This window comes from Listeria costaricensis, from assembly GCF_900183385.1.
GTDB lineage: Bacteria > Bacillota > Bacilli > Lactobacillales > Listeriaceae > Listeria > Listeria costaricensis.
This window is the reverse complement of sequence record NZ_FXUT01000004.1, coordinates 146,799-168,792: the sequence shown is the minus strand read 5'-3', so window position 1 is coordinate 168,792 and position 21,994 is coordinate 146,799. Positions and strand designations below refer to the sequence as shown.

Annotated in this window: 19 protein-coding genes; 3 read left to right on the top strand and 16 right to left on the bottom strand. The window is 45.4% G+C overall.

Features of this window, described 5'->3' with window-relative positions:
• Positions 1 to 132: 132 nt before the first annotated feature.
• On the top strand, positions 133 to 888 hold the full coding sequence (locus CS921_RS03935; RefSeq protein WP_099221751.1) for a DeoR/GlpR family DNA-binding transcription regulator: 756 nt from the start codon (positions 133 to 135) through the stop codon (positions 886 to 888).
• Here CS921_RS03935 and CS921_RS03930 read toward each other — a convergent pair.
• The 7 genes from CS921_RS03930 to CS921_RS03900 form a co-directional block, all read right to left on the bottom strand.
• Positions 844 to 1,374 (bottom strand): GNAT family N-acetyltransferase, encoded by a 531-nt coding sequence (locus tag CS921_RS03930; RefSeq protein WP_162921688.1) that lies wholly within the window; start codon positions 1,372 to 1,374, stop codon positions 844 to 846. The two genes, CS921_RS03935 and CS921_RS03930, sit on opposite strands and share 45 nt — an antisense overlap.
• 5 nt (positions 1,375 to 1,379) lie before the next feature.
• The gene (locus CS921_RS03925) at positions 1,380 to 2,108 is read right to left on the bottom strand and encodes a MurR/RpiR family transcriptional regulator (protein WP_099221749.1); all 729 of its coding nucleotides are present in this window, start codon (positions 2,106 to 2,108) and stop codon (positions 1,380 to 1,382) included.
• 101 nt (positions 2,109 to 2,209) lie between these two features.
• Positions 2,210 to 2,872: a DUF1129 domain-containing protein gene (locus CS921_RS03920; protein ID WP_099221748.1), complete on the bottom strand. Its 663-nt coding sequence runs from the start codon at positions 2,870 to 2,872 to the stop codon at positions 2,210 to 2,212.
• A 78-nt stretch (positions 2,873 to 2,950) separates the two neighbouring features.
• Complete coding sequence (locus CS921_RS03915) at positions 2,951 to 4,090, bottom strand: hypothetical protein (RefSeq protein WP_099221747.1); 1,140 nt, start codon at positions 4,088 to 4,090, stop codon at positions 2,951 to 2,953.
• Positions 4,087 to 5,202 carry an ABC transporter permease subunit gene (locus CS921_RS03910; protein ID WP_099221746.1) on the bottom strand — a complete coding sequence of 372 codons (1,116 nt, stop codon included), beginning with the start codon at positions 5,200 to 5,202 and terminating at the stop codon, positions 4,087 to 4,089. Before CS921_RS03910 ends, CS921_RS03915 begins: the two co-directional genes overlap by 4 nt.
• Before the next feature lie 9 nt (positions 5,203 to 5,211).
• Entirely contained in the window at positions 5,212 to 6,099 is an 888-nt protein-coding gene (locus CS921_RS03905) for an ABC transporter ATP-binding protein (RefSeq protein WP_099221745.1), read from the bottom strand.
• Positions 6,096 to 6,479 carry a GntR family transcriptional regulator gene (locus CS921_RS03900; RefSeq protein WP_099221744.1) on the bottom strand — a complete coding sequence of 128 codons (384 nt, stop codon included), beginning with the start codon at positions 6,477 to 6,479 and terminating at the stop codon, positions 6,096 to 6,098. The genes CS921_RS03905 and CS921_RS03900 overlap by 4 nt, the downstream gene beginning before the upstream one ends.
• Before the next feature lie 153 nt (positions 6,480 to 6,632).
• Between CS921_RS03900 and gshAB the strand changes: the two genes are divergently transcribed.
• Entirely contained in the window at positions 6,633 to 8,966 is a 2,334-nt protein-coding gene (gene gshAB / locus CS921_RS03895; protein ID WP_099221743.1) for a bifunctional glutamate--cysteine ligase GshA/glutathione synthetase GshB, read from the top strand.
• 220 nt (positions 8,967 to 9,186) lie between these two features.
• Positions 9,187 to 12,063 (top strand): hypothetical protein, encoded by a 2,877-nt coding sequence (locus CS921_RS03890; protein WP_099221742.1) that lies wholly within the window; start codon positions 9,187 to 9,189, stop codon positions 12,061 to 12,063.
• A 137-nt stretch (positions 12,064 to 12,200) separates the two neighbouring features.
• Here the strand turns inward: CS921_RS03890 and ychF are convergent, their stop codons facing one another.
• The 9 genes from ychF to CS921_RS03845 all read right to left on the bottom strand — a co-directional run bounded on the left by ychF (position 12,201) and on the right by CS921_RS03845 (position 21,985).
• Positions 12,201 to 13,301, bottom strand: coding sequence for a redox-regulated ATPase YchF (gene ychF / locus CS921_RS03885; protein WP_099221741.1), 1,101 nt, complete (start codon positions 13,299 to 13,301; stop codon positions 12,201 to 12,203).
• Between the two features lie 164 nt (positions 13,302 to 13,465).
• A complete protein-coding gene (locus CS921_RS03880; RefSeq protein WP_099221740.1) occupies positions 13,466 to 14,125 on the bottom strand; it encodes a suppressor of fused domain protein in 660 nt (219 codons plus the stop codon).
• 29 nt (positions 14,126 to 14,154) lie between these two features.
• A complete protein-coding gene (locus CS921_RS03875) occupies positions 14,155 to 14,463 on the bottom strand; it encodes a PTS sugar transporter subunit IIA (RefSeq protein ID WP_099221739.1) in 309 nt (102 codons plus the stop codon).
• Between the two features lie 15 nt (positions 14,464 to 14,478).
• On the bottom strand, positions 14,479 to 16,749 hold the full coding sequence (locus CS921_RS03870; protein WP_099221738.1) for a glycoside hydrolase family 3 N-terminal domain-containing protein: 2,271 nt from the start codon (positions 16,747 to 16,749) through the stop codon (positions 14,479 to 14,481).
• A gap of 67 nt (positions 16,750 to 16,816) precedes the next feature.
• Positions 16,817 to 17,119 carry a PTS sugar transporter subunit IIB gene (locus tag CS921_RS03865; RefSeq protein ID WP_099221737.1) on the bottom strand — a complete coding sequence of 101 codons (303 nt, stop codon included), beginning with the start codon at positions 17,117 to 17,119 and terminating at the stop codon, positions 16,817 to 16,819.
• Positions 17,116 to 18,426: a PTS sugar transporter subunit IIC gene (locus CS921_RS03860; RefSeq protein ID WP_099221736.1), complete on the bottom strand. Its 1,311-nt coding sequence runs from the start codon at positions 18,424 to 18,426 to the stop codon at positions 17,116 to 17,118. The genes CS921_RS03865 and CS921_RS03860 overlap by 4 nt, the downstream gene beginning before the upstream one ends.
• 103 nt (positions 18,427 to 18,529) lie before the next feature.
• Positions 18,530 to 19,324: a sulfite exporter TauE/SafE family protein gene (locus CS921_RS03855; RefSeq protein ID WP_099221735.1), complete on the bottom strand. Its 795-nt coding sequence runs from the start codon at positions 19,322 to 19,324 to the stop codon at positions 18,530 to 18,532.
• On the bottom strand, positions 19,321 to 20,424 hold the full coding sequence (locus CS921_RS03850) for a radical SAM/SPASM domain-containing protein (RefSeq protein WP_099221734.1): 1,104 nt from the start codon (positions 20,422 to 20,424) through the stop codon (positions 19,321 to 19,323). The genes CS921_RS03855 and CS921_RS03850 overlap by 4 nt, the downstream gene beginning before the upstream one ends.
• A 76-nt stretch (positions 20,425 to 20,500) precedes the next feature.
• Positions 20,501 to 21,985 carry a sulfatase family protein gene (locus CS921_RS03845; RefSeq protein WP_099221733.1) on the bottom strand — a complete coding sequence of 495 codons (1,485 nt, stop codon included), beginning with the start codon at positions 21,983 to 21,985 and terminating at the stop codon, positions 20,501 to 20,503.
• Between the last annotated feature and the right edge of the window lie 9 nt (positions 21,986 to 21,994).

Genomic DNA, 21,994 nt, shown 5'->3' with positions numbered 1-21,994 from the left:
GATTTCTCTCTCAGTATAAAAATGATTCCGGCAAATGTTAATACTTGAAGGAAAAGTTGAAAAAACAGCGCTTCCAATGATATAATTTCTTCAACATTCATCAAAAAAATTCATGAGGAGGCGTTACGATTGATGCAAACCAATGAACGGATGGAAAAAATCATGCAAATCCTGCGCAAGAAAAAACATATCGCGCCACAAGCCTTGTCAGAAGCGCTGTTCGCCAGCCCCGCCACCATTCGCCGCGACTTAATCGAGCTTGAGAAAAACGGCCTGATCAAGCGATTCCACGGCAGCGTCTCACTTGTGCCCGCCACAAATACCGAAATGTCCCATTTTTTTCGCGAAATGGAGCACCCCGCTGAAAAGCAAGCCATCGCAGAGCTTGCCACCACTTTCCTGACAGACGGACAAGCCTTGTTCCTCGACTCCAGCAGCACCGTCAACCATCTCGTCCCGCACCTCGGCGACCTTACCAAGCTGATCGTCGTCACAAACGGCCTCAAAACCGCCCTGGGCCTAAGTGGCATGGATAATATCACCACTTTCATCGCAGGTGGCGAGGTTAAAACCGACTCCGCTTCCGTTGTAGGCGAATTTGCCGGCGATTTCCTGCCGAATTTCCGGGCTGACATTGCCTTTTTGAGCTGTCGCGGCATTGACGAAAACGGTCTCTACGAAGCCAATCAAAATCAAGCACTCATCAAACAAAAAATGATTGCCAACGCAGCCATGACTGTTATGTTGTGTGATAACAGTAAACTGGGACAATCACATTTCTTCAAGCTCACTTCATTTGATAAAATCGACGTATTGATTTGTAGTGCGGCACCGCCTAAACCGCTACTTGATAAAATCACAGCCGCCGGATGCGAAGTCCTCTGGTAGCCAAAAATCCACCTTTTGAAGCGCCATATGCTGAACCGCATGTCTCTTTTGCTCCTCATCGATAAAGTCCGCTTCCCGTCTATCGGTCGTTTTGAAGCCCACTTTTTCATAAAGACCAATCGCTCGGCGGTTCTCTTGAAGGACCGTCAACTCAATCTCCTCCGTCAGCCCCGCCTCAAAAATGGCTTGCAGCAAAAGTTGAAGACTAGTCTTTCCGTACCCTCTGCCGCGTTCATCCGCCTCACAAACCTTGATTCCGACTGCATAACTACCCGTTTCCGTCTGCCGATAATTGCATTCGCCGATCGCCTGCTCACCCTTCATAATCATCAGACGCGTGCCACTCTCGATCCGCGCCAGAATGTCCTCCGCTTCCTCTGAGAGCCCATTCGGAAAACCCACATGGCGCATCGTCTCAGGATCCAGATACCACGCCAGCAACTGGGCAACATCGCCTTCTTCCGCCTTTCTCAGCCAAATCTCCACACTTGTCACCCCTGTTCACGGTTGTAATTTTTCTTCGCCATCGCTTCAAGCAAAAACAAGACGGGAATCTGCGTCGTGATATTCGTCCGATCGACCATTTCCTGCGTCACATAGTACGGAATATTCACATCCGACAAACTAGCCAGCGTGTTTTTACTTGTATTTGTAATGCTAATGATTTTACTGCCATATTCCCGCATATTCTGCGCTTGTTCAATCACCTGATCCGTTTCCCCAGAGACCGACAAAATAATCATCACCGCATTTTCAAATTGCTCCCCCGCATTAGGATAAAACGGATCCTTAATATAAAATGTCCGTTTCTTCAAATTGGAAAAATAACGCGAGCCGTATTCCGCCAAAATTCCAGACGTTCCAATGCCAAAAAACACAACCAGCCCTGCCGCCCGAATCATCTCCACTGCCGCATCCAGCTGACTGTCATAATCACGATTCATCGTCCGCTCAAAGAATTCTTCCAGCACGTCCACCGTGTCGACCGTTTTCTTTTTCGTCTGCGCCTGCATTTCCTGCTTGAGTTTGAGCTTGAATTCGGAAAAGCCTTCGCAACCCAGCTTACGCGTAAAACGAACGATGCTGGCCGGCGATACATGCGTGGCTTCTGAAAGCTCGCGCACCCGCATGTAAATCACCCGGTCACGATTCTCCATGATATAGCTGTACAAATGCTGTTCTGTACTCGTAAACTGCTTGATGACCTCATAGGAAAACATTTCCTACCTCCCCTTTGCCAAATTATTCCCCGGGAAATATTCCCAACCTTCAAGAAAAGCAGCGAGCCCGCAACAAAGAAACTGCTGCAAGCTCAAACTGCTTAGAAGTTCGGAATATTTTTTTTGCGTTTGACATAGAATTTCAAAACCAATGCCAAGGCACCGATGACACATGTCACAATCGGATCAAGCGAAACGTTGATGGACGGTGGCAAGATGACTTGTACGAACGTCATGATGAACATCCAGACAAAAATAACACCGACTGCCACTAAAATATACTTAAGCGTCGCACCTTTTTCCTTTTCGCGCATTCCTGCTGCATATTTACGCAGGATCAGCATCGCAAAACCACCGACGCCCCCTGTGATCAGCAATACGACAATCCCCATTGTCTGACCGCCCATAAGTGCACTAAGACCTGTAATCAGCATCATAGCACCCAGAACGAGCAGTGCACCGTCAAGGACGATCCACCCTGTTGCTACATCCCCCTGAGGTGACGCTTTTTTCGTTTGAACGGTCAAAGCAGCCACATATTCAGTCGGCGTTAAGTCAAACAACTTACGCGCTGTCACGCCCTGCTTTTGCTGGATCAGAATTTTTTCTGTCATTTCATAAACAATCTGCTCTTTTTGCGCACCGGAATAGTCCGTTGTCTGCAAATGCTTTTCAACTTCATGGACGTACTGCAAGTTGCGCTTTGTCAGACCTGACTTCAGTTCGCTTAAAGGCTGCTTTACAGCTTCTGTTTCTGTACTCACTAACTCTGCTCCTCCTAACTCTTTTCTCCTCCCCATTATAACCTACTTACCAAAAAAACGGAACGAAAAGCGGAACTTTTAACTGGTTTTTGCCATTTGGAAATAGGCCATTAGACGCTTCACAATCACCGCTATCGCAATAAACAGAACCACTGCAATCAGACCAGCAATCACAAAATAAGTGTTCATTTGAAGCCCTTTTGTGTAATTTCCGTCAATTAAATTGGTGATAGCAAGTGCCGTACTGATGGAAAAGCCACCATAAACAACCCACTTGATCCAATCAAAAGCAAAGAGCTGCCCATTTTTTTCAATGGCCTGGTATTTATACATGAGAATCGCCAGCACCGTCAAGCTGAGCGCTAACACGCCATAAAATAGCGGAACAAAAGCGGAATCACTTTGCATATTGAATGGCGCAAAAATATTGATGCAGTCTTCGAGCGGAATAATACTTTTCATCTCCTGTATAGTGGCCAAATGATTAGCTTTCATCAAAAACAACTTATCAATGCTTGTAATCAACACGTTAGGCACAAAAATCGTCCCCATCCCGATCAAAACCCCAGCAAGCGGTGAAGCAATCGCCAGTCCGATCACAATCGCCGAGAGAAACAGTAGCAGATAGGACAGCCAGGAACTGCCCAAAAGCAGCAACAAGCGCGAAACGTCCCACTGGATAAAGTCCGGGTCGATCGACTGATTGATATATAATAATCCCAGTCCCACGCTGATAAGAAAGCTCATGGTAATGACTGAACTGGTAATGATCAGCCGCACAGCCATCACACGTGACCGTTTGTAAGGCAAAGTGGCCATCAGTCGATTGCCTCGCGTAAACCGTTCAAAAAGCACTAAAAACAACCCTAGCCCAAACACGGCAATTTTAATAAATAAGAAAAACAAACTGTACGGAAAGTAAAAGACAAAATTAGTTGAATCTACATACGCCGGATTGATAAATGGCTCATAATTTGGCTGAACAAGATAAACAACGGTCAAACTATTATTGATATCCTCCGCCGTCATATAATCATCTTTACTTTCCTTCTGCATTTCAGCAAACGCATCCGAATCATAGTAATCAACCGTTTCATGCCACCGATTGACGTCATTAAAGATGCCCCAGAATATCCCACCTAAAAAGAGAATGAAAATCACCAATGCAAACCAACGTATTCCTAGCCATTCTTTATACCATAAACCTCTATTTCTCATGATGTTTTCACCCTCCCTTTTTTCGGATTGTATAAGCGATGAATCACTCTATCCGTCACAATGGCCGCAATCAACAACAAACTAAAGAGACCAATCTGTAAAAGAATAAAAGCCGTATCGCCGGAAATATACGATAAACCATTTCGGCTTGGATCTGTTTCTATCAAAATTGAGACAGATTGCGTCACTATTAATAACACAAAACTGATCACCACCCATTTTAATGCTGCAAATGGGAAAAATCGGCTATCCTTTTCAGCAGAAAACCGCATATACAAAAGAACCGAAGCGCCAATTGCAAAAAGAAACAGGATCAACTGAAGAATAAACGGTCCCGACGCGCCAGTACTGTTGCCATCAATAATGAATGCACCAAAATAATCCGAGAAACTCGTTTTCTGTATCAGCGCTGGAAACAATACGTTAGCCAGCTGAAAGACCGCTCCGTAACTGTATGAAACACCCACAAGAATGAGTCCCAGTACAATCAGCGCCGGCAGTGTCCGCCCGACAACCAGTCCAACTAAAACCGAGAAACTGAATAGAAGAAGATAGACCATCAGATTGCTTAGTATCGTCCAAGTCGCATGGCTCCAATCGATTTGTATATACTGTTCAGGCACGACGCGCAAAAACTGCCAATAACCGATCAACAAACTGATCAAATAGCTGGCCACAATCGTCACTATTCCCAGCCCCAACTTGGCAAGTATAATTGAGCGCCGCGAAAACGGCAATCCCAACGTAAAGTGGTTACGCCGCATCAACCGTTCTCCCGAGACCATTGCATAGCCAAGAAAAATCGGCAGTAGCAGCAGAAAGCCTGAATAGCGCATTTTTGAAAAGTAGAGGACATAGTGATTCATTTTTTCGCCAACCTGTGGACCAATAACTGTCAGCGCACTTTCAATATCTTCCGGACTCATCTTTTGCTTTGGATCCTTCTGCAAGGCCAAAAATTCACTTGATTGAAACTGATCATATACCTCCTGCCAGTAAGTTCCATCTTTCATCAGTCCACCGCCTTGAATCAGCAGAAATAAGACAAAAACGATTATAAGCAGGTAGCGATATGTCCAAAATTCTTTTTTCCATAAAGTAAAGTTGTTCATCTCACACCTCTACAACTCATAATAGTCGATCTTATCGTCCGCCAACCGCAAAGTGAAAATATCCTCAATCGTAATCAGCATTTCTTCATAGAGAACAGGCTTTTCTGCTTTGAGCGCTTCTATAAAACCTTCTGTATTTTTAGTGACAAGTAGCGTATAGATCCTGCCATTTCGACTCAGCAGTTCCGCCCCTTCTTTCACAAAATCCGGAATAAATTTGGTACGAAAAGCCACTTGAATTTTCATGGATGACGCGCGAAGCTCCTCCAAATAGTAATCCAACTCGATTCGCGACCCTTTCAAAACGATCACCCGGTCGGCAATGCTTTCCAATTCATCCAGCCGATGAGAGGCAATCACGACACTCGTCTTTTTCAGCGCCACCGTTTCAATGATAAATTGAAGAATCTCTTTCCTAATAATCACATCCAACCCGTCCATCGGCTCATCCAGCAACAAATAATCTACATTCAGCGAAAATGCCAGAATCATGAAGAACAGCGCTTTTCTCCCCTTTGAAAAGGAGATGATCTTCGCATGCCGCGGCAACTCAAAGCGATCCAACAGCTGATAAAAGAAGGCTTCATCAAATTCTTTGTAAATCGTCCGATACATCCTTACAACAGATTTCACACTGTACGTGTTGAAATAGTTCATGCTGTCTTCCAGAAAAAACAACCCTTCTTTCACTTCCGGGTGACGATAGATGCTCTTTCCATCAATTTCAACATCCCCGCTGTCCGGCAGATAAATCCCCGTCATTGTAGAAAACAAGGTGGTTTTCCCAACGCCATTACGCCCGATAAGCGCCGTGATTTCTCCCGGCCGCAATTCAAATGAAACATCCTGCAGCACTTGATTTTTTTCGATTGTTTTTGATAAATGACTGACCTTCATTTTTGGCCCTCCAAACTCTGATAAAATTGGTTAATTTTATGCTGCAATGCCTCCCGGTCAATCTGCAGAAAATCCGCCTCAACGATAAGCTTTTTCAAAGACTCGTCAAAGTTTTCCAGTTCATGACGTGTCGGTTTCTGATGACTGCGTTCACTGACAAAACTGCCCTTTCCCTTCATTGTATAGATGACACCTTGCCGCTCCAATTCTTTATACGCCTTGCCAACTGTATTCGGATTGACCAGCATCTGCACAGACGATTCTCGCACAGAGGGCAGTTTTTCATGAGGCTTTAAAAGACCTTTCGCACACATTTCCTTGATCTCCGTTACGATTTGTTCATAAATCGGGCTGTTACTCTTTAAATTCAGCTGATACATAACAAACTCCCCTCATTTGATAACGGTGTTTAACGTGTATTATTATACTTAATACACTCCTTTTCGTAAAGCTTTTTATAAACCAATTATTAGGATAAAACTCGACTTTGTTGTAAGATTAGGCTATGAAAATAGAACCATCGAGGTGAAACTATGCTAGCATTAGATCATAAATTGATTCATTTTTTAGAAAAGCGCCCTAAAATCAGCCGCGAACTTTTTAGCGGTCATTTTGGGTTAGAAAAGGAAAATCTACGTGTCACGCCTGACGGAAAATTAGCACTGACGCCTCACCCGGCCGCATTTGGCGCCAAAGAAGATAACCCCTATATCAAAACTGATTTTTCCGAAAGCCAAGTCGAAATGATTACACCCGTCTGCAATTCCATCGATGAAGTTTTTGACTTCGTGAAGAATCTTCAAAATATCGTCTCTTTAGAACTGGAAAACGGCGAACTGCTTTGGCCGAACAGCAATCCCGCCCTTCTCCCAGCAGAAGAGGACATTCCGATTGCCGTCTACCGGACGCCCGACCATCCAAACCGTTTATATCGGGAACATTTGGCTCGCGAATATGGGAAGAAAATTCAGCTTCTTTCTGGAATTCATTATAATTTTTCCTTCTCAGAAAAACTGCTGGCAGGTCTATACGAAGAATATCATGTGGAGCAGGAGACAATAGCCGATTTCCGAAACCGAATGTACGTCAAGACGGCCAAATATTTTATGAAAAACCGCTGGCTGCTGGTCTATCTGACTGGTGCAGGTTCCATCTATCCGACTGGTTACACGGCAACGCCTGCTGAAAAGCCGCTCGACGATGGGGTGATGTGGATGGAAAATGGCATATCGCTCCGAAACAGCCCATTTGGCTACAAAAATAAGACGCCGCTTCATATTGATTACAATTCCTTCGACAGCTATATTGAAACGATTCGCCAGCATATTACGGAAGGCAAAATCAATAGCATGCGGGAATTTTATAATCCGATTCGCTTGAAAAACAGCCATACCGATCAATCGCTCGACTCATTGGCCGAAAATGGCGTGGAATATTTGGAAATCCGGTCGCTCGATTTGGATCCGCTTGAACCGAACGGCATCTCTAAGGAAACGCTTCGTTTTGTGCATGTGTTTTTGATCGCCGGACTGCTCAGTGCAGATACGGAACTTTGTCACAACAGCCAGACGATTTCCGACCACAATGAAGAACAGATTGCCCTTTACGGCCTCAGCCAACCGCCGATTACCGAATGCGACGAAAGCGAAAAGCCCTTTGTCGAAGCGGCCCTTGCCGAGCTTGATAAAATGCAGCAGCTTATTGAAACATTTGCCCATGATCGTGAGCTTCTTCTCAAAACGATCCGCCAGCAAAAAGAACGCATTCTCGATCCGCAAAAAACCATTGCCTGGCAGACAGTCGAACGAGTCAAGCAAATGGGCTATCTGGACTACCACTTGGAAGCCGCTCGACTGGCGCTGGCTGATTCCGATGCCACCGCCTACCAATTTGCCGGCTATGAAGATATGGAACTGTCCACCCAAATTCTGATCCAATCCGCCGTCAAAAGAGGCATCCAGTTCGAGATCCTCGACCGCAGTGAAAATTTTCTTCGATTGAAGGACGGCACACATGTCGAATACGTCAAACAGGCGACAAAAACAGCTCGTGATCAATATGTGACCGTTCTACTAATGGAAAACAAGGTCGTGACCAAGCAGGTGCTGGCTGAAAACGGTATTCGCGTCCCGTTCGGCGAAAGCTTCACCGATCAGGCCGCAGCTCTGGAAGCCTATCCTGATTTTCGTGACAAGGCCATTGTCGTCAAGCCAAAGTCGACCAATTATGGCCTGGGTATCAGCATTTTCAAAGCCAGCTTTTCAGAAAAAGATTATCATGAAGCGCTCGATATTGCCTTTAGTTATGATCAGGCCGTCATTGTGGAAGAATTTATCCCCGGTGAAGAATACCGCTTCCTTGTGATCGATGATAAAGTAGAAGCCGTGATGCGCCGCATTCCCGCCAATGTAGTGGGAGACGGCATCCATACTGTCGCTGAACTCGTAGCACAGAAAAACAGCGATCCACTGCGAGGGACGGATCACCTGAAACCGCTCGAACAGATTCAAAGCGGACCTGAAGAAACACTAATGTTGTCCGTACAGGGACTTAATTTTGAAAGCATTCCGGCACCCGATCAGATTGTTTACCTGCGAGAAAACTCCAATATTAGTACCGGTGGAGACAGTATTGACGTGACGGCAGAAATGGATGAGCATTACAAGCAGCTCGCCATTCAGTGTACGCAGGTGGTGGGCGCAAAATTTTGCGGCGTAGATATTATCCTGCCTCCTGATCCAACTGCCTATGAACAAGCTGCCATCATTGAGCTGAATTTCAACCCAGCCGTTCATATGCACTGCTTTCCTTATCAAGGTGAACGTAAGAAAATCGGCGACCGAATCATCGACTATCTATTTAAATAAGTATCATTTAAAACTCCTGATAGCTATTATTTGCTATCAGGAGTTTTTTCTATGCAAAAGTTTAAAATAATACCTTTAAAACGGAAAATGTGACAAAATCAAAAACTTCCCATTTGTTCACATATCTTTCACATTCTATCCATTGATAATATTCCTTAAAAATGATAATTATTGTAGTGCCCCTAAGCGCAATACCTATCAAGAAAGGAGAATATATTCATTGAAGCCATTAAAAAAGGGTGTTACTAACGGACTAAAAATTTTACTACTTTTATCATTTTTAGCCCTCTTTATTCCACATTTTAGTAAAGCTGCTGAAGAGCCGCTCCCTACTAATAAAACCTACCAAGAAATTTTTCCTGATTACTATTTTCGCGAAGCTATCCTTGAAACACTCAACCATAGCGGAAAAGCTGTAACCAGCAAATCAATCGTGACCCCCGCTGAACTGGCTCAAGTTACAGAGATTCAGATAGAGGATAAACGACTTGCTTCTATTGAAGGCGTTCAGTATTTAACTGGCTTGCAATATCTGATCATTCATCGTACTGACCTTTCAGATATCTCACCTCTCAGCAAATTTACTCCTAAAAATACTTTTATCGACCTTGATGAAAATAAAATTTTTGATGTGAAAGCACTAAAACCGCACGCCAATCTTTTTACACAAGGAGCGAGCCGGTTAATTCTTCAAGACCAGTACGCCGAACAAACGATTTCCATCCCGACGGGCAACACCAGTTATGATTTCAAACTTCCTGAAGGCTTCACTCAGGCAGCTATGACCGTCAGCGGCTCCACGCCTTCTCAAATCGGCAGAGTTGTACCCTCTGATCCCACCACTTACCGGATAGATCTGTCTTCCCAACCAGCAAAAGTCACATTTTGGCTTGTGAGCGGCTATCCAGATGACCAAAGCACCACCGTCAAGTATACCGGGACGGTCACGCTGAATTTCCAATATTCGCAGACATGGGCGCCGGCTGCTGATTCTGGCATGACCTACCGAACAAAAACCAAGCTAAATGCCGACCAATTTCTAAAGGATGTCCATGCTGAAGATATTTTCGGTTTGGTGAGGGAAGTTAATTTCTCGCAAGTTGACGTTAACACACCGGGTGAGTATCCCGTCACAATTGAATATAAACGCCCTGTTATCAAAACGCTTGTTCACTCCTTGAAACGCCATATAAAAATTGTTGAGCCGATCACACTCACCGGTTGGGACGGCCGCCTCTCTCCAGGTCATTGGGATTTGTCTACCCACCTTGAACGTTATGACCTTTTTGCCGACAGCTACCACCAAAAACTAATCGTGCTTGATGCAGTCACAGCTAAGCTTGATCCGGGTTCCCCTGATCCTTATATTCACACATATGCACTCGACAAGGATTTTTTCAAGTTCATTCAGTATCGGGATAACACGATTGTTATGTCCACTACATTAAAAGGAGGTAGCCAAACGGCCGCCTCTCTTCCGTCCATCGCCAATTGGGAATACCGACTGGGGGATGAATATGAGATACACTCACTGGAAAAAGAACGCATCACACAAGCTCCAGTTGCCACAATGAAAAATAAGCCACCAATCGCAACGGCCGGAAATATGATTGGTCCCAGCTTACTATTAGACAACAATAAAAGTGAAGGCTGTCTGCGGATCAAATTTGATAATGAAGGGTTAGTTTATGTGGACAATATTACACCTACACTGCAAATCCAGCATAACGACCTCCAACTAGAGTACAAGGATTCTGTGCCATTTGAACGGTTGAAAGAGCTTATCGGGCTAACCTGTAAAGACAATATGGATCGCGTTCTTAATAGCGGTGACAGTGTCAAACTTACGACAGATTACGATCCCAACCTAACAAATAATAAAAATGGCCAGGCAACTATTCGTATTACAGCAGCGGATGCACAGGGAAATCAAACTTCGCAAACTGTCCAGCTGCAAACAAAAGTGACCTTGCCCACTGCCGACGCCGCATCGAAAAGCTATCCGCTTGGCACAGACAGCCAGGATATCCGTTCCGAAGATCAAGTCACGAACCTTCACTCGGAAGTCCCATTCGTCCATTCTGTCACGGCTAAAAGCTTTCCAGCGACACATCCAGTTAACACATCTCTGATCGGTACTACCGCAACAACCGTAACCATTCAAGATGATCGCGGAATAGAGGCTGAAATCCCGACTTCTATCCAAATCGAGTACGCCAACAGCCTTGCTTTCAAAGCGGACCCATTAAATGGAGCCGATCGAACTGGCGCCGCTCTCACGCTGCATGAGAAAAATAACAAACCTTTCATTACAGTCACACCAGCGGATAATGACGGCACCCAGCCTTTTAGCAGCCAAAATGGCGACAAAACGTATCTATCTTACAAATTTTACCACCCGACCGAGCATCAAGTAATCGACAACTCCAAAAAATTCGCCGAGTTTGCCGTACAAAATAAACAGAGCACGAAAGATCTGCAAACCGCCTTTCAAACTAGCAAGCTCCCTACCGAATTGACCTATGGAGACATTGTTGAAATTCACTACAATCGGGATACACCTGTTGACCGTTATACCAATTCCGTTAAAGCGACCGATGAACACAAAGCAACCGAACCGCTCTACTATCGTGTCACTGCTGACGGATTCAAACGACTGACACAAGACGAAGCAATCGGCGTTCTGAAATTTGACCCTGATCGAACGACAGCTGATATAGATTTCAAAGACACCCCCGTTGCTTCAGGAACAAAACTAATTCAGCGCAAAACTGACAACTTTGCGATTGGTATCACGGACACTCGGTATACAAAAGGCTGGAAACTAAAAGCCGCTTTGATCAATCCTTTTACAAATGCTTCGGGCGATCAGCTTTTATCCAGCAGATTGATCTTTAAAGATAAAAACGCCCAAAAAGTCTTGTCCGATCAAAATGTTGAAATTGCCTCACTTGCTACGACCAACGATCCGGCCGCCAGCAGCACCATCTTGCAATATGATAAAGAAAACGGGCCACTCGTTCAGTCGAATACCTCCATGCTCAAAGCCGGCACATACACGGCGACCATTCAATGGACACTGGAAACAGCCCCTTAAATAAAAAAATAAGAGAATCAAAAACAAGCAATCGAGCCATTTTAAAATGGACTTGCCGTTTTTGATTCTCTTTTTTTAGTTAGAAATTTTACGTTTCAGATAACAGACCATTACTTTTCATAATAAATGGTAAGTCATCAAACATTAAAGCGGAAGTGGACCACATCGCCGTCTTGCATTAGATACTCTTTTCCTTCAAGACGAACCTTCCCTGCTTCTTTGGCAGCCTGTTCCGAACCAAATTCCACTAGGGCATCATACGCAACGACCTCTGCACGGATAAAACCACGTTCAAAGTCCGTATGAATAATTCCGGCACATTCCGGCGCTTTCATCCCTTTGCGGAAAGTCCAAGCACGAACTTCCTGCACACCCGCTGTAAAATAAGTAGCCAGACCAAGAAGGGAATAAGCCGAGCGAATCAACTTGTCGAGCCCGGATTCTTCAATGCCCAGCGCTTCAAGAAACTCCACTTTGTCCTCATCTTCAAGCTCAGCAATTTCCTCCTCAGCACGCGCACAAACGACGATCACATCAGAGCCTTCACTTGCTGCAAGTTCGCGCACCTGTTGCACATAAGCATTGCCATCAGGATCCGCCACATCTTCTTCACTCACATTGGCCACATATAGAACGGGCTTTTTCGTCAGTAAAAACAGATTGCGAACGATTTTTTCTTCTTCTTCATTGAATTCCACCGAGCGAGCCGGTTTATCGTCCTCGAAAGCAGCTTTCAGCTTGGTCAGCACGTTGAACTCAGCCACCGCGTCTTTATCCTTTTGCTTAGAAAGCTTTTCAACACGGCCAATACGCTTGTCAACCGTTTCCAGATCAGCCAGAATCAGCTCCAAATTAATGGTTGCGATATCATCAAGCGGATCCACGCGCCCTTCCACGTGTGTGATATTTTCATCTTCAAAGCAGCGCGTCACATGGCAAATCGCGTCAACTTGGCGAATATGAGACAGAAACTTGTTGCCAAGCCCTTCGCCTTTACTCGCACCCTTCACGATTCCCGCAATATCTGTAAATTCAAAAGTTGTTGGAACAGTTTTTTTCGGTTCAACCAGTTCCGTCAATTTATTCAAGCGATAGTCCGGCACCTCCACGACGCCCACGTTGGGATCGATCGTTGCAAACGGATAGTTCGCAGCCTCTGCACCGGCCTTAGTAATTGCATTAAAAAGCGTCGATTTCCCCACATTCGGAAGCCCGACAATACCTGCTGTAAGTGCCATTTCTCAAATTGCTCCTTTTCAAATTGATAACGTTCAAAAAACAAGCCGCAACGACTTGTTTCCACTATGCTTTATTATAAAGGTTTTTTAGGAAAAAGACCAGCTTGTGTTTTGTGTGAAAAAGAGAGCCTGATTCACAATCTCAGACTCTCTTTCAAGTTTCTTCACAAATAATCCTTCGTCCGCGCCATATCCGTCACTAAATCCGGATAATCGACACGTAAATTCTCCACTAACTGACTAATCAGCGCCGGATCGCGCCTCACTTCTTGAAATTCCGTTTCCGTCACGCCAACCAATTGAATAAATTCAACCTTGCCATAAAGCGTATCACGTGCGGCGATTTCTGTATCTGGTACTGTCACAAGGGCTGTGATTTTGGACTCTTCACCAATTTGGATTGACTCACCATTGCCGCCAATAAACTGATAAGCTTCCAAATAACGCTTCGATTCGTTGGTATACCTGGCCAAATTGGAGAGCATGTCAACCGCCCACATACATTCTTTCGCTGACTCATACGGCAGCTTGATCGTCATCTCGTAGCCCCAAAAACTGTGCTCGCCGCCAAGCGAATGCTCATTCGTATAAAGCTCCGTCAAGCCATAGGTGACAAGGTGCTTGTAGCCCTTCTCCGAGCTGAAAATGCTGTAGCCGTCCAAATACTGGTCGCCACCAAACATAGCCCGACTCGGCATCATCGTGCCGTAATGCGCCGGCTCCTGATCACCATATACCGCTGCAAAAGCCGCATCAATCTCGTCCCAGCCCGGTGCCCAACTTTCATCTTCCGCTGCTTTCTTCTTGAATGTTTCCAGATCCATATGATCGCCTCCTTGCCGCTAGTATACCACTACTTCATTTCTTTCCAAAGTGCAATCATTTCGTAGGCAACATCCCGCAGCGAGTACGTCGTCATAAATTGATCCTCAGCATGCATGAAAAGCAGTGAAAACGGCACCTGATCACCGTCCGCCTCCTGCTGGATCAACTTGACATGCTCCTTATGCCCGTCACTCAAAAACTGGTTGGCCTCATCAATTTTCTGATAGGCCTCGGTAAATTTGCGTTGCCGCGCCAACTGCATCGCCTCAATAATGCTGCTTCTGGCCGCCCCGACCGCGCTGATTATTTGAAAAGAGGCTAACTCTAAACCATCCAAAATCCATTCATCTCCTTACTTTACGTGAAATTGGGTCCTGAGCTCCGTTTCCGAATTCCCGCCTGCATAAAGCTGGAAAGTCCCCGCTTCGATTTCATAACACCGCCTGATCGACCAGATCTCAAGCTCATTTGCCGTGAGCGACAGTGTGATCGTCCGTTCCTCGTGCGGCGCCAGTTTGATTTTCCTAAAGCCTTTCAGTTCGCGCTTCCGCCGCGTAATGCTGGCCTCCTGATCGAACAGGTAAAGCTGGATAACCTCTTCGCCCGCCACATTCGACCGGTTTTGAAGCGTGACAGCCACCTCGACAGTCTGCATTCCGGCTGCCAGTGCCGCCAAATCGTATTCCGCTCGATCGGTTTGGATGGCGACATACTGAAAATCGCTGTAGCTCAAACCATAACCAAACGGATACAGCGGCTTGCCAGTGCCATCAAAATAGTCTTCCTTATATTCGACCGCTTTCTGATTGTAGTAGACCGGCAGCTGACCGCTCGACCGTGGGATACTGACAGGTAGCTTGCCGGACGGGTTATACTGCCCGAAAAGCACTTCCGCCACTGCCTGACCGCCCACTGCACCTGGATACCAGGCCGTCAAGAGGGCATCTGTCGCCTCGCTTATTTCCGGTATGGCCAGCGGTCGGCCTTGGATGAGCACCACGATGAGCGGCCGCCCCGTTTTGCGCACCGCTTTAAAAAGGGCACGCTGAGCAGCTGGCAGACATAAATTCGCCACGTCGACATTTTCGCCAGCGTCCATGTTCGGCCCCTTGGAACTGACCGCCCCGTTTTTCAGAAAGTCCATGTCAAAATTGCGTGCACTTGAGCCGCCCAGAACCAGCACAACTGCATCGGCATCCTCGGCCACCGCCACCGCCCGATCAAGTCCGCCCGGAACCGCCTCACGCACATCAGACCCCTGCTCATAATGAATCGCCACATCGGCAGGCGCCATTTTGCGAATCCCCGCCAGCACACTCAGGCCGCCAGCTGACTCATCTTGCGGAGCCGTATAGTCGCCCAGCTGGTTATAGAGCGCGTCCGCATTCGGACCAATGACCGCCAATTTTTTCACATTCGAGCCGATTGGTAAAGTTTTCCCGCGATTTTCAAGCAGACAAATCCCTTCACGAGCCGCCTGCAGATTCACTTCCCGCCAAGCTGGATCAGGCGTCGGCACCACTTCATTCACATAGGGCGATTCAAACAGCCCCAGCTTGAATTTCAGCGTCAAAACGCGCCGCACCGCCTGATCAATCACACTCTCAGCCACGATTCCCGCCTCGACCGCCTCCTCAAGCACCGGGTAGATTTCATCCCAAAGGCTCAAATCGACACCCGCTTCCGCCGCCAGACCAGCAGCCACACGTGCATCCCCCGTCAAACCGAGCAGCCGATCGAGCGCACAACCATCCGCCATCACGACCCCATCAAACTGAAACTCATCCCGCAAAATGTCCGTTAGCAGCGCCCGATTCGCATGGCAAGGCACGCCGTCAATCTCATTATAGGCCGCCATCAGCCCCCCGGCTCCGGCTGCGATTCCCGCCTGAATGCCCGGCAGAAAAATTTCCCGCAGCTCCCGTTCACCAATCGACACCGGCCCGGAATTATGCCCGCCAACCGGCTCACCCTGTGCCGCAAAGTGCTTCAAAACGACCGCCATCCTGTCCGCCTGCTCAATCCCCGCCGTAACAGCCTCCGTCAGCCGCGCCGCCAGATAGGGATCCTCACCGAAGCATTCCTCCGAGCGCCCCCACCGCGGATCCCGCAAAATGTCGAGCGCCGAAACCAGCGCTAAATGCACACCTTTAGACGCCACTTCCGCCGCCATCGCCTCTGCCACCTGCCGCTGCAATTCCGGATTGAATGAAGCCCCCCGCGCCAGATTGACCGGATAGCACTCACTTTCAAGCGCCTGATGCCCGTGCGGCAGTTCCTCAGAAAACAGCACCGGAATCCCCAGCCGCGTATTCTCCATCACATAGCGTTGCAGCATGTTGGCCACCTTGGCGCTATTCGCCCGACTGATGCCCGTCCTAGCATTCATTTTCGACCATGGATCCGCCCGAAACAGCCCATAAAGTGCGCCAATCCCCGCAAAACGCTCGACCTCCTGATAAAATTTTTCCGTCAAAACGAACGTATCGTCACCCGTCCGCCGAAAAGTTTCCCAACCATAAAGCCGCTGATTCAGCTGACCGCATTTTTCCTGCAACGTCATCCGCCCAAGCAGATCCTCCACACGCTCCGAAACGCTCGCCGTATGATCCAAATAATGCATCCTGCTTCCTCTCCTTCAAAAACGGCAGAACCCGAGCCATGATGCCAACTGACTCGGGAAAACCGCGTTATTTTAATAATGCCAAGCCCTGCTCAAGAACCTTTTCACCATTCATCCGCCCGTAATCCACAATATCGATCACACCGACCGGAATCTGCCCCTGCACGACCTCACTCACCTTATCCTTCATGTAGCTTACTTGCGGCCCAAGCAAAATTGCCTCCGCGTTCCGCCAATTTTTTTCAAAGTCCGTCTCGGAAATAGCCCAGATCTCGATTTCAATGCCTTTTTCATCCGCAACCTTCTGCATTTTCCGCACGAGAACGCTGGTCGACATCCCCGCATTGCACATTAACATCAACTTTTTCATTTTGATTCACTTCCCATTTTAATTCGATCATTTGCTTTCAAGAATGGTAGGTATAAAAGGACGCAGACCAGGATCAAGAAAACCTGAAAAACAGCGGCCCGCCAGTCCCCACCTGTCGCTAGAAAACCGGAAGCAACTACCGGCGTTGTCCACGGAACCATCACGACGACCGGTGAAATCAGATGAATCTTGGTCGCAATATAGGCCAGCAGCAAGCAAAGCGGCGTCGAAATAATAAACGGAATCATCAAGCTCAAGTTGTACACAATAGGAAGCCCAAAGACGACCGGTTCATTGATATTGAACAGCCCAGGTGCCGCCGAAAGCCCTGCAATCTCCCGGTAGTCCTTCCGTTTACTCCAAATAAAAATGGCAATCAGTAGCGCGATCGTATTCCCGCCGCCACCCATAACGCCAAATACATCACGGAAAGTCGTATTGATAATATGCGGAATCGCTTCATTATTGGCAAACGCCGTCATATTGTCCTGCATATTGGCCAGCAGCACGGGATCCATGATCGGCCCTAAGATCCCACTGCCGGCAATCCCAATCGAATACAGCATTTGCGAGATTGTCATTAGCACAATAAAGCCTGGCACACTTGTCACTAGGAACGTCAGCGGCTTTTGCAGAATCGTACTGATCAGCGAGTAAATATTGATACTTGTCAAAAGTGTCAATAGGAATGAAGCGAACGCAAAAATCAAAATGGTCAGCATCGTTGGAATCAGCACATTAAACGATTTGATTACAGCAGGCGGCACACTGTCCCCCGAAACTTTAATTTTAAATTTGCTACTCTTGGAAAATTTGATAAACAGCTCCGTCGAAAGCAGTGCCGTGACAATCCCAACGAACATCCCCGCCGAACCAGTCAGCGCAGTTGGAATAACACCGCTTACATCGACAGCCTTTTCAGCCCCAATCGGCACAACACTTGTCACCGTAGGAATAAAAATAATAATCAGCGCGATCGTTTGTAGAGCCGGGGCAAACGGATTATCAAACTGCCTGTTTTGCGCGAGAAAGTAGGAAACCGAGGCACCAATCAAAATGGTGATAATCCCGAGCGTCCCGTTCACAATATTGTTGCCTAGCCCCTGCCAGGTCGTTAGCGTTTCAGGACTAACAATATTCGACATAAAGCCATCAGGTTTGATAATGACATTATTGATCAAAATCATAAACCCGGATAACATAATAAATGGCAAAATCGTCGCAAAGCCGTCGCGCATGGATTTCAAGTGAATCTGATTCCCCAATTTTTGCGAAATCCAGCTCAATTTTTCAATAAATTTTTTCATTTCCTTCCCTCCTATAGTTGTTACCTCAAGTGTAGCGCTTTCTTTTCAGGAGTTAAATCCAATCTTTTGCCGCTTCAACAGCTCAATTGCGGAAATGGGCTGTTTATCCCATCAAAATTCGATAGCCATTATACAAATTGATCAATAGAACCAAGAGAATCACGATTTGAAAAACCATCGTCACTTTTTGTACCGAAAGAATGTTGCTGAATTTCGTTCCCAACAACCCGCCAATTATGGCAGCTGGAATAATATAAAACAAAACCGTTAAATCATAACTAGCAAAACCTGTGGAAAAACCAATCGTGATTAATTTGGCTAGCTGAGAGAAAAAAATTGTACAAATCGAGTACATCGTCGCTTCTTTAATCGGCAAAGCAAATAATAGCATCAGCAGGGAAACGTTGATGGGTCCACCACCAATTCCCAGTAAACTGGCTAAAAACCCCAATAGCAAACCACAAAAAAAATACCAGTATGTAGAGAGCAAATGAAACTTAGGCCTATCATATCTCGTATAAAAGAAAGCAAATAATAGCGTTAATATGGTCAAAACTATTTGAATTAATTGCACTATATCATCACTCTTAAACAGCTTTAGAAGACCCTCAAAAGTCAAATTTCCCAGAATTCCGCCTAGAACTGCTCCCGCTGAAACCCACGTAACAATCCTCCAATTGAATTTTCTTCCACTAGTAAACTGCCGTGAAGTTGACACAATCGACATCGTGAACACTGCAACTGTTGAATAAAAAGAAATAGCCGCCACAGAATGTGCACCAATAAGATCAAAAATCGGCTTGATCAACACTCCACCGCCCATTCCAGATACAGCACCCACAGTATTCGCAATCACAATCACACAAAAATAGAGAATTCCTACTAAACTACTTGTCATCGTCGCACACATGCCAATATATGATCTAATTTAGGTAAAAATACCCGCAAGAAATCTTGATATCCGCAAAAACCTGCTTCGTCTAGATATACTGCATCTTTCATCCGTTTACATCCCCCATGACACATCTTTACAAAGAAGCAATCATTACACATTTCAGATACAATTTTTCCTTCACAAAGAAACTTTTTTCCTCGATCCTGTTCAAATAAATCCCGTAAAGTTTGATCTTGAATGTAGCCTAACCGATACTCATCCAGCACATAAAAATCACACGGATAAACACTTCCATCGGCTTCAATCACATATTGTATCTGACAATTCCCCAAAATACCGCAAGCAGTTACCTGACGCTTTACCAAAAGGTTACATAGATCATCAAATAATTTAATACTAATATAGTTTCCTCTTTCTAATTCCTCTAGCCACAAATCCAAAATCCGCCGATAAAAAGCAGCAAATCGTTTTGGTGTCAAAGCATAATTGCTGCACTCTTTGGCATCTAGATCATCCAAGCAGGGAATAAACTGTATGTAGTTAATCTGATTCTCCTTTAAAAAGTAAAAAACTTTTTCTGCCTCTTCCGCCAGTGAATCTGTCAGCACACATAATACATTGTAGTCAATTTGATAGTGATCCAATAACCCTTTATTTTTTAATATCCGCTGAAAAGTTCCCTGTCCCTTTGCGTCAATACGATTCAAATCATGATAAGAGGCGGGGCCGTCAATAGACAACCCCACTAAAAAGTCATTTTCTCTAAAAAATTCACACCAGCGACTGTTAATCATTGTCCCATTAGTTTGAATCGCATAATGCACCTCTACATTTTTCTTCTGCGCTTCCACAAAAGAAACCACTTTCTGGTAGTAATCCAACCCCACTAACATTGGTTCCCCACCCTGAAAGGCAAGTGTCAAATGATCTCCATCCTCCAAATCTACAAAAATTTGATCGATCATTTTTTGCGTAATGGTTTCTTGCATTTTCCCATAAGAACGGACCTCTCTTAATGAACTTACATTGGCATAAAAGCAATATTTACAACGCAAGTTACACAAAGATGAAGCCGGCTTGATCAACACAGAAATTTGCTTCATCAAAACCCCTCTATTCCGTTGACAATTTTTGGTGTCTTATCAACTAGTTTTATATTTTCGTCTGCAGTATCTCAGATTACCTTTTATCTCTTTTATTTGGCACAAAATCCGTTGTTTCCAGAAAAAATTGTGCCACTCTATTTTTCATTTTTTGAGCGACTTCCTGATATTCTTCTTTTATCGCCAAATTACTAGTCTCCATCGGATCACTTTCCAAGTCATATAATTCATCTGTTTCGTACAATCTCATCACATATTTATAGCTGCCCATCTTACACATGACGGCTTTTGTGTGCTCGGGTCCTTCACTATATTGCGTTGCTAGCCTTGGCCAATAAATAGACTCTGAGCCATGCCCTAGCTCCATCGCTTGCTCCTCACCATGAATCCGACCACCCTCACAAAAAACCGCATCTTTATGAAACTCATCTCCTGCCACTGCGTGCAGAAGTGATTGACCAAATTGTGTATAAGAAAGCTCAAACCCTGCCAATTCTGCAATTGTAGCCGGCAAATCAACTAATTCAATCTGTGCTTTTGAAATACGCGGTTTTACTGGAATACCTTTTGCTGGCTTTATTAAGAGTGGCACATTAGAAATAGGGTCTTCAAAACAGTTTTGTACTTTTTCTGTAATCGCATAGTCCCCTGTGTAGTCACCATGGTCACTAAAAACAAGCAGATTCGTATCATCATATAATCCAGCTTCTTTCAGCTTTTCTTGGATTAGGCCTAATTGATAATCAAATCTTGAAACCATTGCCAAATAGGTACCACGCAATTCATCAAAACGCGCCTCCGTCCAGCCATTAAGATTTTGCTTTTCATTTATGCCATACAGCATGCTCGCTTTATTTTCCAATTGTCGAATATTTGGCCTTCTAGGGGGCAACTTCCCACGATCAATACTGGAATACCACGGATCTTCACAAGCATATGGCGGATGAGGAAACATCAATGTACAGTAAACAAAAAATGGTTTATCCGATTTCTCCTTGCCTCGTTTTTCAATATATGCTAATGCTTTTTCAACGCAATTCCAATCTGTTTTACCATAACCTTCTCCATCAGGCAGTTTTCCCATGTAAAAAGAGTAATAATTATCATCCGAAAGCATCTCATCATAGAGTTTTTGACTCGCCTCGTTCATATCATGTGCCTTGAGCCCAGTTCCTTTTTCGTCTCGTGTATTTCTGTCAATCACACCATCATAATACTCATCACAATAAGCGGTTTTTGTTCGAGTAGCAGGTACAAAATCATTCCGTCCAATCCAAATAACTTCATAACCATTGTCCTTCATTTCTTTTAAGATATTAGGTTCATTTTCATTTTGCAGATAATGCATGGTTCGATGCCCATTCACATGTGGATAGAATCCTGTTAGAAAGCTATTTCTGGAAGGTACACAGACAGGATTTTGACAATAAGCATTCTCAAAAGAAACACCTTCTTCCACCAAGGAATCCAAATTCGGTGTAATTGCTGCCGGATTCCCGCTGTGCCCCATTGCATCACTTCTCATCTGATCTGCTACGAAAAGAAAAATATTTTTCTTCATTTTATCCTC

Bases quoted from the DNA above. Each gene is read 5' to 3' on its own strand.
- CS921_RS03935 (WP_099221751.1), top strand. From the start codon at position 133: ATGCAAACCAATGAACGGATGGAAAAAATCATGCAAATCCTGCGCAAG.
- CS921_RS03925 (WP_099221749.1), bottom strand. From the start codon at position 2,108: ATGTTTTCCTATGAGGTCATCAAGCAGTTTACGAGTACAGAACAGCAT.
- CS921_RS03915 (WP_099221747.1), bottom strand. From the start codon at position 4,090: ATGAGAAATAGAGGTTTATGGTATAAAGAATGGCTAGGAATACGTTGG.
- CS921_RS03910 (WP_099221746.1), bottom strand. From the start codon at position 5,202: ATGAACAACTTTACTTTATGGAAAAAAGAATTTTGGACATATCGCTAC.
- CS921_RS03905 (WP_099221745.1), bottom strand. From the start codon at position 6,099: ATGAAGGTCAGTCATTTATCAAAAACAATCGAAAAAAATCAAGTGCTG.
- CS921_RS03900 (WP_099221744.1), bottom strand. From the start codon at position 6,479: ATGTATCAGCTGAATTTAAAGAGTAACAGCCCGATTTATGAACAAATC.
- gshAB (WP_099221743.1), top strand. From the start codon at position 6,633: ATGCTAGCATTAGATCATAAATTGATTCATTTTTTAGAAAAGCGCCCT.
- ychF (WP_099221741.1), bottom strand. From the start codon at position 13,301: ATGGCACTTACAGCAGGTATTGTCGGGCTTCCGAATGTGGGGAAATCG.
- CS921_RS03880 (WP_099221740.1), bottom strand. From the start codon at position 14,125: ATGGATCTGGAAACATTCAAGAAGAAAGCAGCGGAAGATGAAAGTTGG.
- CS921_RS03870 (WP_099221738.1), bottom strand. From the start codon at position 16,749: ATGCATTATTTGGATCATACGGCGAGCGTTTCGGAGCGTGTGGAGGAT.
- CS921_RS03865 (WP_099221737.1), bottom strand. From the start codon at position 17,119: ATGAAAAAGTTGATGTTAATGTGCAATGCGGGGATGTCGACCAGCGTT.
- CS921_RS03860 (WP_099221736.1), bottom strand. From the start codon at position 18,426: ATGAAAAAATTTATTGAAAAATTGAGCTGGATTTCGCAAAAATTGGGG.
- CS921_RS03855 (WP_099221735.1), bottom strand. From the start codon at position 19,324: ATGACAAGTAGTTTAGTAGGAATTCTCTATTTTTGTGTGATTGTGATT.
- CS921_RS03850 (WP_099221734.1), bottom strand. From the start codon at position 20,424: ATGAAGCAAATTTCTGTGTTGATCAAGCCGGCTTCATCTTTGTGTAAC.
- CS921_RS03845 (WP_099221733.1), bottom strand. From the start codon at position 21,985: ATGAAGAAAAATATTTTTCTTTTCGTAGCAGATCAGATGAGAAGTGAT.